Source organism: Streptomyces humidus (assembly GCF_014649655.1).
Lineage (GTDB): Bacteria > Actinomycetota > Actinomycetes > Streptomycetales > Streptomycetaceae > Streptomyces > Streptomyces humidus.
In genome coordinates this window covers 121,329-133,296 of record NZ_BMTL01000009.1, presented here as the reverse complement: position 1 = coordinate 133,296, position 11,968 = coordinate 121,329, and the positions used below count along the sequence as shown (strand labels likewise).

At 68.1% G+C, this 11,968-nt stretch carries 13 protein-coding genes and 1 pseudogene; 8 read left to right on the top strand and 6 right to left on the bottom strand.

The annotated features are described in order from the left end of the window. Positions 1–518: 518 nt before the first annotated feature. The 6 genes and pseudogenes from IE239_RS12930 to IE239_RS12905 all read right to left on the bottom strand — a co-directional run. Positions 519–1,694, bottom strand: coding sequence for an acyltransferase family protein (locus tag IE239_RS12930; protein ID WP_229878060.1), 1,176 nt, complete (start codon positions 1,692–1,694; stop codon positions 519–521). A 1,193-nt stretch (positions 1,695–2,887) separates the two neighbouring features. Then, entirely contained in the window at positions 2,888–3,307 is a 420-nt protein-coding gene (locus tag IE239_RS12925; RefSeq protein ID WP_190149408.1) for a hypothetical protein, read from the bottom strand. 295 nt (positions 3,308–3,602) lie between these two features. Continuing rightward, positions 3,603–3,785, bottom strand: a complete 183-nt coding sequence (locus IE239_RS12920; protein WP_190149407.1) for a hypothetical protein — start codon at positions 3,783–3,785, stop codon at positions 3,603–3,605. 127 nt (positions 3,786–3,912) lie between these two features. Continuing rightward, entirely contained in the window at positions 3,913–4,401 is a 489-nt protein-coding gene (locus IE239_RS12915) for a hypothetical protein (RefSeq protein ID WP_190149406.1), read from the bottom strand. A gap of 20 nt (positions 4,402–4,421) precedes the next feature. Next, on the bottom strand, positions 4,422–6,794 hold the full coding sequence (locus IE239_RS12910) for a ricin-type beta-trefoil lectin domain protein (RefSeq protein WP_190149405.1): 2,373 nt from the start codon (positions 6,792–6,794) through the stop codon (positions 4,422–4,424). 1,193 nt (positions 6,795–7,987) lie between these two features. Next, positions 7,988–8,269: pseudogene (locus IE239_RS12905) on the bottom strand (IS701 family transposase); the annotation flags it as partial. A 323-nt stretch (positions 8,270–8,592) separates the two neighbouring features. Between IE239_RS12905 and IE239_RS42040 the strand changes: the two are divergent. The 8 genes from IE239_RS42040 (at position 8,593) to IE239_RS12870 (ending at position 11,760) form a co-directional block, all read left to right on the top strand. Further along, on the top strand, positions 8,593–8,871 hold the full coding sequence (locus tag IE239_RS42040; protein ID WP_229878059.1) for a hypothetical protein: 279 nt from the start codon (positions 8,593–8,595) through the stop codon (positions 8,869–8,871). After that, complete coding sequence (locus tag IE239_RS42035; RefSeq protein WP_229878058.1) at positions 8,868–9,143, top strand: Uma2 family endonuclease; 276 nt, start codon at positions 8,868–8,870, stop codon at positions 9,141–9,143. Before IE239_RS42040 ends, IE239_RS42035 begins: the two co-directional genes overlap by 4 nt. A gap of 323 nt (positions 9,144–9,466) precedes the next feature. Beyond that, complete coding sequence (locus IE239_RS12895) at positions 9,467–9,733, top strand: hypothetical protein (protein WP_190149403.1); 267 nt, start codon at positions 9,467–9,469, stop codon at positions 9,731–9,733. A gap of 357 nt (positions 9,734–10,090) precedes the next feature. After that, the gene (locus IE239_RS12890; protein ID WP_190149402.1) at positions 10,091–10,444 is read left to right on the top strand and encodes a hypothetical protein; all 354 of its coding nucleotides are present in this window, start codon (positions 10,091–10,093) and stop codon (positions 10,442–10,444) included. After that, on the top strand, positions 10,441–10,653 hold the full coding sequence (locus tag IE239_RS12885; RefSeq protein ID WP_190149401.1) for a hypothetical protein: 213 nt from the start codon (positions 10,441–10,443) through the stop codon (positions 10,651–10,653). Before IE239_RS12890 ends, IE239_RS12885 begins: the two co-directional genes overlap by 4 nt. After that, complete coding sequence (locus IE239_RS12880) at positions 10,650–10,958, top strand: hypothetical protein (RefSeq protein ID WP_190149400.1); 309 nt, start codon at positions 10,650–10,652, stop codon at positions 10,956–10,958. Before IE239_RS12885 ends, IE239_RS12880 begins: the two co-directional genes overlap by 4 nt. Next, positions 10,955–11,545 carry a hypothetical protein gene (locus IE239_RS12875; protein ID WP_190149399.1) on the top strand — a complete coding sequence of 197 codons (591 nt, stop codon included), beginning with the start codon at positions 10,955–10,957 and terminating at the stop codon, positions 11,543–11,545. Before IE239_RS12880 ends, IE239_RS12875 begins: the two co-directional genes overlap by 4 nt. Further along, the gene (locus IE239_RS12870; RefSeq protein ID WP_190149398.1) at positions 11,542–11,760 is read left to right on the top strand and encodes a hypothetical protein; all 219 of its coding nucleotides are present in this window, start codon (positions 11,542–11,544) and stop codon (positions 11,758–11,760) included. The genes IE239_RS12875 and IE239_RS12870 overlap by 4 nt, the downstream gene beginning before the upstream one ends. The last annotated feature ends 208 nt before the right edge of the window (positions 11,761–11,968 follow it).

Genomic DNA, 11,968 nt, shown 5'->3' with positions numbered 1-11,968 from the left:
ATCGGTCTTACACGGCCTCCGCAGGCCTGACATCCCGCCCGTCCGGCGGTAGATCCGACAACTACGTCGTCGGACAAGGCGATCCTGCCATGAATCTGCGGCCCTCCGGGCCGCCAGGGGCAGGATGCCCTACACCTCCACCCTGAAGGGTGGAGCACTGGGCAAGAGTTCGGTAGCGCAGGCCCACCGTGACCTCGTCCGCGACGACGACCGCCCCGGCCCGGGAGCACAGTCGCCGCACCTCTCGGTACCAGGCGGGCGACAGGTGCATGTGATCGGGCGACGACCACCGCGGCGCCCCGCTCAGGGAGCCCGGCATCCCGTTCCCGCGCACCGCCGAGCGCGGCGGCGACAGCTTCGGAACTGTTCCTCGGGGGCTCACCCGGCCCGGATGCTCCTGATGATCTTCGGCGAGCCGCGCCCCGGTACATCGTGGGCGGCCCGGCGCAGCCACTGCCGACGGCGCCCCGCCGACGAATCTGCCGGCCGGGCAGGAGACGAAAGAACGAACTGGAGAATCAATTCCGTTGAAGGTCTGGCGCGCTCCTGCCGGCCCAACGGGAACGGCACAGCGCGATCATGGATTTCCAGGACCTGTTCCCCTTGAAGGGAAGCTCGAAGACTCGGGCGAAAAGCCATGACCCAAGCACCGAGACCGGCAGGGCCACGATCAGCGTGAAGCCGAAGGTGGGCAGTCCGCGCGAGACGAAATGCGGGGCCACCCGGCGAATCACGGCCATGACGATCGGCAGATGGATCAGGTAGAGGCTGTAGGAGAAGCTACCGAGACTTTGAACGGGCCGCGCGGTCAGGCACCGCACGAGGACGGCGGGCCTGCCGGTGGCAACCGCGGCGATCAGCATCGTCATGGCGGGAGCGATGGCGAGATCCACCCAGAAGTAGTGGTTCACCGTCCACACAGCCCCCCGGACGACACCGACAGTCACGACAGGCATGGCGGCCAGCACGGCGAACCACCCCCAGGGCAGACGCCGGACCCGGTCCGACGCGACGACGATCCCCGCGCCCACCATGCCCGCGACGAACACGGGAGCGAGATGCGGAGCGAGCCAGTTGGCGCCCTCCACAGGAGACGCGCCAGGCGCCATCAGGCCACGAGTGACCACCGGAAGAGCCACGCACGCGACCAGGACCGCCGCACCCCACCGCCGCCGGACGAGCAGCAGAAGGGGAAAGAGGAGATACAGCTCGGCCTCGACCCCGATCGACCAGAAGGCGCCGTTCGGCGTCGGTGCGGTGAACACGTCCTGAGCGAGAAGGCCGTACACCAGAACCGACGAGCCGGTCGGCAGTCCGAAGTGCGAAGCCGGCACCACGAAGAAGGAAATGATCAGACTCATGGCCAGCGCCGCCCAGTAGGGAGGCAGAATGCGCCAGGCCCGTCGGTGCAGGAACTGGACGACGCCGCCCGACCCCCAGCCATGACGCGCCGGGGAAATCGCCAGGGAGAAGCCGGACAACACCAGAAAGAAGACGACGGCAAGACGCCCGAACATCAGCTCGTCCAGCCACGGAGGCGCCGAACTGTTCGGATACCCCGGGAACGTGTACAACCAGCAGTGGAACAGCACCACATACAGTGCGGCCAGGCCGCGCAGACCATCCAGGCCGAGAACCTGCCGCGGGACGTCTGCCCCGCCCGCCCCCTCCGCCCGCCCCACCGGGGCGGCCACGTCGAGAGCGCTACCGACCGAACGGCTCGAATCCACTGAAATCGTTCAGCCCTCTTCCTGGACACCGCTTCCACAGCACGCCGCCGACACCTCGACGGCCGCCACACGATGCACACCACGACCGGCACCTGCCCGCCGACCCGATCCCTGCTGGTACACCGGGCGCCACGATGCCACCCACCGAGACTGATACGTGGCGTCCGGCTGCGCAGTTCAACTCACCGGAGCCCTACGTCCCGGCCGTCGCCCCTGCCGTGACCGACCCCACGGGCCCGGGACGGAAAGCGGCCGGTGTGGACCTGCCCGGCGCCCGCCCCGGAATCTCAGCCGGCGCCCGCCCCGGAACGGTCCGCTGAGACCAGAATGGAGACCACGGACAGCCGCGCGGCCCGCGCTCAGCGCCGTCGCCGCATCCGGCAAAAGCAAAAGCCCCAGGTCACGGCGAGTGAGTCCTGAGGCTTCGGCAGAGCCGCCTTCGGGATTCGAACCCGAGACCTACGCATTACGAGACCATGAGCGTTCGTGTTACGTGATGCTTCGTCGTGCTGCCTGGTGATGTTCTGCCTGATCAGAGCACCTGCAACAGGTTGACCCGTGCCACCCCGTCATGAACCGTCCAAAGGCGTCTGTCCACCGGCTGTCCACCGACGAGGTGATCGTCAACCTGCCAGCCGCGACAGCCCCCGGGGTGTCGCGATACTGCAGGCCGAACGAAGAGACGAGTGGGCGTCACTATGGAGACCCTACAAAATAATTCACCGGGCGGTCCCGCTGTTGACCGTTCCCAGCAATACCGCATCGCGGGTGCCCGGGGTCTCAGTGTTTCCTGGTCTGTGGTGCCTACCGGGCCTGCGCCGTGGAGTTGCCCCGCCAGCTGCTGCCCGCCATGGGAGGTGCTCTGTATCGACGAGACCCGGCGGAGCCCCACACGCTGGGAGCGGCGTATGCCGCCCCGGGCTTGGTTGCCGTCGGGCCCGAACCGGTTCAGCTCGGTCCGCTGCTCCCTGAGAGCCAATCGATCAGCTTCTCGATCTCTGCGCCCGCCCGATCCGCATGCACGTCGGACATTTCCCGCGCTCCGCCCGTCAGTTCTCGTCCCGTTTTCCCTGTCGTACAAGGCGGCCGGTCAGTCAGCGAGGTAATCGGGCAGATCCAGCTGCCCTGCATTTCGGTAAGCGCTGAGCCGGTCCCCGTCATCCTCGATTCACCCGCAGGACGTAGTAGGCGCATCCGACAATGCCTGGCAAGGCGCCTGACCACAGATCCCGGTACAGCAGCCAGAGCCCCTGCCGCGCGATCTCCTGGCATGCCTTCGACGAGTCATCACCGTCGTTGAACACCAACCCGCAGAGCAGATCCAGGCACACGAACCTCACGCCTGGGGAGAGGTCGCCCGCAAGCGCCGCCATGAGCACAGAGGCTACGGGCACCGGCTCCTGAGGGATCGACTGGATCAGGGCGTGGTTCTCGATGTGAAGCGCCCGCGCCTCCTCGACCGACTGCGCCTCGACCAGTCGCCGCAAGTCGTCCGCCAGGTGCGCGGCCGAATTCGTGCACCCGCACTCGTACGCCGACCAGTCGTAGCGGCCTGCCTCCACATCAACCAGCCGCATATCCCACCCTTTCACCGGGACCGGTAATGCTCGAGCCTCGCCGGTTCCCACTCCACGATGTCCAGCACGTCATCGGCGCACGCCTTGGCTGCAGTGCTGCGGGCACCGAGGTACACCCTATGGACGAGCCGGGCTTCGCACGGCGCCGGAGGCGCCGCCGGCGAGGATGATCTCCAAGGTGCCGACCGGTTGCCGCGCGGGGTGACCGCAGCCGCACGGGATCGCGTCCCAGTCATGCCGCTTCAACTCAGCACGCACGAGAGTCACCGGCATCGACCGGCGGTGCACCGTCCGATCAGCCGACGAGGTCGTCGGGCAGGTTGAGCTGCCCCGAGTTCCGGTAGGCGCGGAGTCGATCCTCATCGGTCTCGATCACCTGCAGGATCTTGTAGGCGTAGCCGACAATGCCGCGCGAGGCGCCGAACCACAGGTCTCGGTACAGCACCCAGAGCCCCTGCCGCGCGATCTGCTGGCACATCTCAGATGATTCGTCGTCATCAGTGCCGACCAGATGCTGAGCGGAGTGACCGCGGCCGCACGGGGTCGCGTCCCGGTTGTGCCTGGCCACATCCGTTCGAGCGAGACCCATCGACGTGTTCAAAGTTTCAGTCGGCCAGATGGTCGGGCAGTTGGATCCGGCCCGAATCCCGGTAGGTGCGCAGCCGTTCCTCGTCAGTCTCGATCACTCTGAGGACGAGGTAGGCGTAGATCACCAGGTCGGGGTGGGTGTTGGACCACAGGTCCCGATACAGCCCCCAGAGCCCCTGCCGTGCGATGGACTGGCACGTCTCCGCCGAGTCCTCGTCGTCGGTATCGACGAGCCGGAGGAGCAGATCCAGACACACGACCCGCGCGCCGACAGCCAGGTCACCTGACAGTGCTGCCATCAGGACGGCGGCGACGGGCACCGCCGGCTCCTGCGGGAACGACTGGATCAGCGCGTGGTCGTCGATGCGGAGAGCACGTGCCCCCTCCCGGGACTGTGCCTCAGCGAGCAGTCTCAGGTCATCGGCGAGGTGCGCGGCCGTTTTCCCGCATCCACACTCGAACGTCGACCAGTCGTACCGGTCGATCTCCACATCGATCAATCGCATGCGCGCTTCCACTTCGATCGTCATCCGTGCAACTCGTCCCAGTCGCCGCCGGGTTCATGTGTGATACCCGACACGAAGTAATCGCGGGTGGGGAAATCGCTCTGGCACCTCTTGCACACGGGCTTCACTCTGGCTGAGAAGGCGCCATCGTTAACCACCACCTCGTACGCGTGTGTGAACCGCACCAGTCCCGGATCGCCACCGAGAGCCCGCACCACATTACCTTCGGCGCAGAAGCCACACGTCGGGCCGATACCGCCGGGGGCACCGCCGCCTCCGGACGAGGCCAGCGCGATATCCCCGGTCTCCGTGTGGTAGCCGCCAACGTACGCCCGGTTCATCGGCTGGTTGCCTTTCGCATGCTTGACGGCGAAGTCGGGCACCATGTTTCCGGCCGCCTCAAGCTGCCCCTCAGGTGTCCAGCCGTCCGCTGCGGGAATGTGCTTGACGGCGGGCGGTCGCTTGGCGCTTCCGGCCCCGCGCGGCGTAACCCGGGCAGGCCGGGTAGCGGGTGCTCCCGTGGCAGGGCTGCTCGGCGCGGCCGAGGCGGCCTCCGCCTGCTCCGCCCGCGCCTGGGCGTTCGCGCGCTTGATGGCGGCGAGGTCCGCGGTGTCGGCGGCCGCTTCGTTGACGCCCTTCGCGGCCGCTCCGGCCGCGGCCGCCGCGTCGGCGTCGGCTCCGCCCCTGGCCGTGTTGACGAGCGCGCTCTCCCCCTCGCCCGCGGCACCGCGCTCGAGAGCTCCGATGCCGCTGCCTTCCATGCCTCCGCCGGAGACGACGCCGCCGGCCACCTGGCAGGCCTGGTCGTGGTCCGGTCCGCTTCCCGTGAGCCAGAACTCGCAGACGGACAGGGAGCGGATCGCCAGACCGATGTCCTCGAAGCTGCTGTAGAGGAGGTCGGGGGCGGCGTTCGGGTCGGGCGGCGTCGCCGGAGGGGTGACCCCGGGAGACGGCTGCGCAGTGGAGCTGCCAGTGCCGCCGCTGGAGGTGCTGGTGGGCGCAGGCGCGGGTGACGGGGAAGGCGTCGGACCGCAGTCGATGACGCACTTGTTCATCGACGGGTCGTTGTACCAGTCGTCGTATCCCGTCGGGTCGGAGCTGCTCGCCGGGTTGTCGGCGGCGTACGTGTACCCGCCCATCTGGTTGGGATCGCCCGCCTGGAAGATCGGGTCGGGCGTGAGGAAGCGGCCCAGGGTCGGGTCGTAGTTGCGCGCTCCCAGCAGGTCCAGGCCTGTGACCGAGTCTGCCGGTTGACCCAGGAAGCCGTGGTTCTCGTCCGCCGCCACCCACGTCGACGGTTTCGTGCCCCTCGGGTTGCCGTAAGGGTCGTAGAAGCGGCGGGTGACCGCCAGGGTGGAGGCGTCGACGGCCGTCGTGGCCGTGCCCTGGGATGTGGCCACCTGGTACGTGACCGCCCCGGAGCTGGAGCGGGTGACGCTCGTCCCGTCCGGCCCCGTGTAGTACCGCAGCGCCGTGCACGTCTTCGCCGTCACGTCCAGCGTCAGCTGTTCCGCGCCGCCGAAGAGGTACAGGACCCGCGTCTTGTCGGTGCCGCCGACCGACGCGGTCTGCTCCAGCAGGTCACCGTCGGCGTCGTACACATAGGAGCTTGTGCGGGTCGTCGTGCCCGACGGCGTCGACACCGTCGCGGTACGGCCCTCCGCGTCGTAGGTGAACGTCTGCGTCTGGCCCGCCGGGAGCGCGCCCGTCGTGACGGTCGACCAGATCTGGCCCTTGCCGCCGCAGGTGGCGGCGGTGAGCTGGGTACCCTTCGTCGCGCTGGCGCTCGGGTCGGTCAGGCACAGGGTGCTCTTGGCCGCGTTGACGAGGGTGCCGGTCGACGTCACCCGCCACTTCTGGGTGGCGTCGGTCGAGCAGGTGTCGACGACGACCCCGGCGCCGGACGTGGTCGAGTTGCTCGCCGTGTCCAGGCAGAGGCTCGCCGCGCGAACCGTGCCGTCCGCGCCGATGGTCCACTTCTGGGCCGCCGACGAGGCGCTGCAGGTGTTGACCTCGACCTTCGCGCCCGAGCCGGTCTCCTCCACGCACAGCTTGCCGCCGCCGGTGAGCGTGAAGCCGGTCGTGACGGGGCCCGTCGTCCTTGTCGCGCGGGTGACCGTGTTGCCAGCGTTCTTGCCGGTTGCCGCGTCCGTGTACGACGGGGTCTGTGTGACCGTGCCCGTGCCCGGGTTGGCGATCGTGGTCGCGCCCGCCTGGTCGGGGCGGGTGGCGGCGGTCGTACCGTCGACGCCGGGGTAGGAGGTCGCCTGGGTGGTGTCCGCCAGCGCGTTGCCGGTGGTGGCGTGGTCGACCGTGCCGGTGCGGTCGCCCAGCAGGTCGTAGGTGTACGTCTGCCAGTACGGCGCCGGGCCGCCGACCGTCTTCGTCTTCACCGGGGCCGCGCTCGTCTGCACGGAGGCCGTGGCGCAGCCGCCGACCGCGCCGACCGGGGCGGTGCCCGAGCCGGTGATGCCGACGGTGTCCGTCCAGGCGGCGGTCAGCCGCTGGAACGAGTCGTAGCGGTCGGTCAGCGTCCACGGGGTCTACCGCCTCGCACCCCAGTCCGCAGAGGAACTGCGTGCCGTCCTCGACAATGAGGTCGCACAGCCGGAGCCGATGGCGCACGGCCTCTACGAGTTCCACCTGAGACCTGAGCGCCCAGGTGACGGACACTCCGCTGCCCGTCACCCCCATACCTCGCTCTCGACATCTCCATGGTGATCGTCGGGGACTTCACGAACGGTCGGGATTCGAGCGGCAACTGCCCGGCGCCGACAGGGCCGCGCCTCTTGGCATCCAGGGCGTTGGGGGCACCGAATCCGAAGAGCTGATCCTGCTCTGAAAGGACGACGCTCGCGCATGGACCGACGCAGCCGCCCCTTCAATGCCCTTGCCTGGTCACGGCCCATCATCGCCAGGACCCGAGCCGGACGTGAGATCTGTCCGGACCGGACAGTCCCGACGACGCCTATCGTCCTATCGGAGACCAGTGGATTTCACCCATCGCCGCAGGGCAACAAGAGTCCCCTGATGGAGTGTCACGCACAGCTGTCCACCGGTTGTCCATCGGGACCCATCACGCAAGCGTGATGGGTCCCTTCAGAGCAAGCAAAAGACCAGGTCAGAAGGCCCGATCGTCGATCTCCTCACAGAAACCAAACCTCTGGCCTACGCATTACGATCACAGGCAGACAGTGCCCGATTTGCCAAGATTCCAAGGTCACCCAAAGCAAGAAACCCCAGGTCAGAGGACTGACCTGGGGTTCACCTCGGAGCCGCCATCGGGATTCGAACCCGAGACCTACGCATTACGAGACCGTGAGGGATCGGGCTGCCGGGTACTGCGTGATGCCGCCGAGTGATGTCGTGCCTGATCAGAGAACTTGCGGCAGGTTGCCCTCTGCTACTTCATGCTGCCCCGTCCAAAGGCGTCCGGCCACCGAGCGGCCACCGGATCGGGTACTCCCGAAGCAGCGGGTCTCGAATCGCCGAGTTGTCCGACTCAGACAAAGCCCCCCATCCACTGGACATCAAAGCCACCACCACTGACCACTCCAGCCGTAGTTGGTGATCTTGATGTGAGGGATGCGGTTCGCCTCCCGTAGCAACTGGTGCGTGATCGTGCCTGGTGGGCGGCCCCAGTCGGACCAGGCAAGTGAGTGGGCCGTGTCGCGGGCGGGCCGGACGACGAGCGCGATGAACAGGCGGCAGATCTCGTCGCAGGACAGCGGGATCACGTCGTCCGGCGTGGGCCGCTGTGCGTGTTCGTCGGCGCGGGCGACGGCGAGGAAGGCGTGGGCCGGCATCGCGAGGGTGACCAGCGGGCCCAGGCGGGACAGCGGCCGATCTGGTGCTCATCCAGCCCGCCCGGCCCTGGTGACGACTAATGCCGCCAGATGCCGTTGTGCCTGATCAAACCACATGCGTCGTAGCGGACGCAGGTACCTCGTTCCGCAACGTCCAAAGGCGTCCGGCCACCCCATGGCCAGCCGGAAGGTGCCCGCCGCCCCTGGAGGTCACCCAACGCCAGCTGTTGGGTCCGAACACCTACGGGCCCAGCTCACGCCCCGCGTCACGGCGTCCGCTCGTGCGGACCGGTTCCCCCCTGTGGTGCGCGCACGCCACGGAAGTCCACCCGTGGGACGGCTCTGTCCGCCGTATCATGACGGCACACGGGAAGGAGCACCGTCCATGAGTGTCGACGCGATCACGCACACCGAGTTCCCCGCGGGATACGTGGTGTTCTTCGGCGCAAACGGAAAGATCATCATGACCCCGCAGAGCGAAGAGCACTCCAGCACGATCAGGTCGATGCAGATCGACTCTCTCGCCCTCGGCCGTCACGCGAAGGTCACCTCGGACGTCTACATCGACTTCCCTGCCGACGAGAACTCCGCCCCCGACCTGGCCATCCTGCGCGAGGACGCGCGCAGGAGGGCAAGCGCTACAGCTTCGAGGACGTCCTGTTGATCTCGGAGGTCGTCTCCACGCCCTCGGCACGCAAGGATTACGACGACTGCACCGCGAAGTACGGCCGGTACGGCATCCCCGTCTACCTCGTCGTGGATCCCTACGCCCGGGAAGTCGTCCTGCACACCGAGCCCACCTCCAGCGGCTACAGCACCGCCCACACCCGCGCATACGGCACAGGCAGGCTCCCCATCCCCCTGGCCGACGGCCGCACCTTCCCCCTCGACCTCGACGAACTCCCCCTGCCGGACCCGGAGCCCGACACTCACTGAGTCTGAGAAACGCGCCCCGAAGCAGGAAGAGGCCCGGCAGCCGGTCGGCGAGGGCACGATCATCGAAACCCGCGACTGAAGAGCTCCACGCAATCGGGCGCCCGGGTTTGGTGATCACTCCCGGGGTTTCCCTGTCCTTCCGGCCCCATTCTGGCCCCAGGAAGGCCCGGCGGCGGGCTGGGCCGGGCTCCATCGGGCGGGACTCCAGTTCTGGCCCCGGCGATAGAAGGGCGTCCAGCGCACCGACCTTGCGACGCGAAGACGCTCTTCTCACATCCCCGCACCGTTCATCCGGTGCGGGGCAAGTCGGCACCATCATCGACGTGGTCCGCTCCGTCGTCGCCTCCGCCGCCCTCATTGCCGACCAAGCCGAGACCGCGATCGTCGAGGCCCCGAACCCGGCTGGCCTGGAAGAGGTCGGCGAGATCCCCCCGGTCGAGCAGATCGAGGTCGCCGCCCGCGAGTACGAGCGCGCCGCCGACCAGGCCCGCCGCACTGACCGTGGCGAGCGCGCCGCGAAGAAGGTCCTCGACCAGCTACCCGCCGGCACCTACGGCACATGGCGCGTCTTCCGCACCCCGTCGCGGTAGGCCCCGGACCTCGCTGAGATCACCCGCTTCTTCAAGGCCCACGGCCTCGCCCCGTCTCGATGAATGCCTGCGCCCCGAGCCTCAAGGTGGAGCTCGCCGAGGCCGCACCGGCCGACGTCGATACCGCGGTTCTCGTCCCCGGTCTAGCAGTCGTCCAAGATCCCCAAAAAAGGAGCATTCTACGCACTTCATAGCAAGGCGGTAATCGGTCTCGGGGGCAGCGTCCCCCGAACGGAGAAGGACGCCTGTTCCGCCCTCGTCAGGGCGACTACCACCGAAAGCAGAACGCCCTCGGCCGGTGGTTACGTCAACGGTCCCGAGGTCTGGACCCAACTCCTGCATCGAAGGAGCAAGACCATGGCGAAAACAGCAGCAAGCGTTACTCCCGTCGGCGTCGCCAAGTACCTGGCTTCTCTGCCTCAACAGCCCGAAGCCCTCGATCTCGACGCAGAAATGCAGGCCCGTGTCGAGCAGGACGTCGCCCGCATCATGGCTGCCATCAACGACCCCACCACCGCGTTCGAGATGCTCACCGCTGCGCATGGCATCCAGGTCGTGGAGTTGGAAGGTCCATTCGACGGCCTGTACGGGCACTACCTGCAGCACAAGGACGGCACCCGTCTCCTCGTTGTCGCCGCCGGACTGGCTCCCTCCACCCGCCTGTGGGCCGTACGCGCGCTCCTCGCCCACCAGGGCGTGATGCCGGTATGACCTTCTCCGACTTCGACAAGGCCACCGCCGCCACCCCCACCGCGTTCCTCGACCGGCCCGCCGCCGTCCTCCCCGGGGCGGTCGACGAGGCGATGCGGAAGGCCCTCCCGGGCGTGTACATCCCGGAGAAAGCCAAGGAACTCGCGGGCGACATCTTCCTTCGCCTCCGCCAGCTGTACACCGACAAAGCCACGGAGGTGACGCTGTGACCATCTCCGCCACGAAGCCGTCCGCCGACCACCTGATGGACACCCCCCTACCCGTGCTCATCAACGAGTTGGGCGTCACCCTCGCCGACTCCCCGATCACCGACCGGACGTTCTTCGGCGCCGTCATCGTCCAGCGCAAGACGGGTGAGCTGCGGCTCACCATGCCGACCGGGCGCAGCGAACTGGAGCACGACACCGTCGCCCGGTACCTGCTCGCCCAGGCGCTCGGGGTACCGGTGCCTGGCATGCCAGCGCCGTTCGTCACGACCCGTATCCCCACCAAGCAGACCGAGGTGACACTGTGACCGCCACGATCCCCCTCGACCTCACCCTCACGGTCCGACGCGGAACCACCTCCCCCGGCAAGGCCGCCGTCATCCGCGACCTCAGCCCCGCCGACGGCACCGCCACCCTCGTCTACGACAGGCACCTCGCCAACCCCGGCACCGCCGTCTGCCTCGCCCGCATCTCGCTGCGCCGGCACGGGTACGCCGTCCGCGAGGTGATCCTCGACGGCATGAGCCCGGGCATCACCGCCCTGTTCCGGGAAGCGTCCCTGCTCCGCCTGGACGTCCACCTGGGTAGCGGCAAAAGCACTCCCAGGGTCGTCACCTACGACGACAGCCCGGCCGCGTACCAGGTCCCGGCTGGCTGGGACCTGGCGGATGCCACCGACCGGCTGCCCGCCGCGCATGCGGCGGCCCGCCCCCACGTTGTCCGCGTACTGCGCGCCATCGACGTAGAGAAGGAGAACAACGGCGGGCGTATCGACAAGGCCCTCGACGTGGCAGCCGGGATGATCCTGGAGACCGGGGACCCCGACCAGGTGTGGGACACGCTCACTTGTGTCCTCTGCGAGACCGGATCCGAGCGGGCGGAGGTGCCGGCATGACGACCGCCGTCAACACCGACGCCGCCCGCATCATCGGGCAACTCCAGGAAGGGCACGCCGCGATGAACGCGGCCGGGCTCGGCAGCCCCGCACTGGACGACTTCAACAACCTGCTCACCGAAATGATCGCCGAGGCTCCCGACCCGAAGTTCCGTCTCCACGAGATCGTCGAGCTCCTCGCCCGAGAACGCGGCATGACTGCCAAGTCTGCCTGAGCGGCACCCCGTAGATGGCCCCGGGCTCAGCGACTCCACCGCTGGCCCAGGGCCTGGGACTCGACCATTCACCAACAAGGAGTCAGACCTTGTGCAGGCCAGTACCCACCTCTTGGAGCACGGCGAGGCCGAGGGATGGTGGCACTGGGAGGAAGGGTGCGTCACCACCGCCCGGCGATCCACGGCCACTACCTGACTGCCGTGTTGG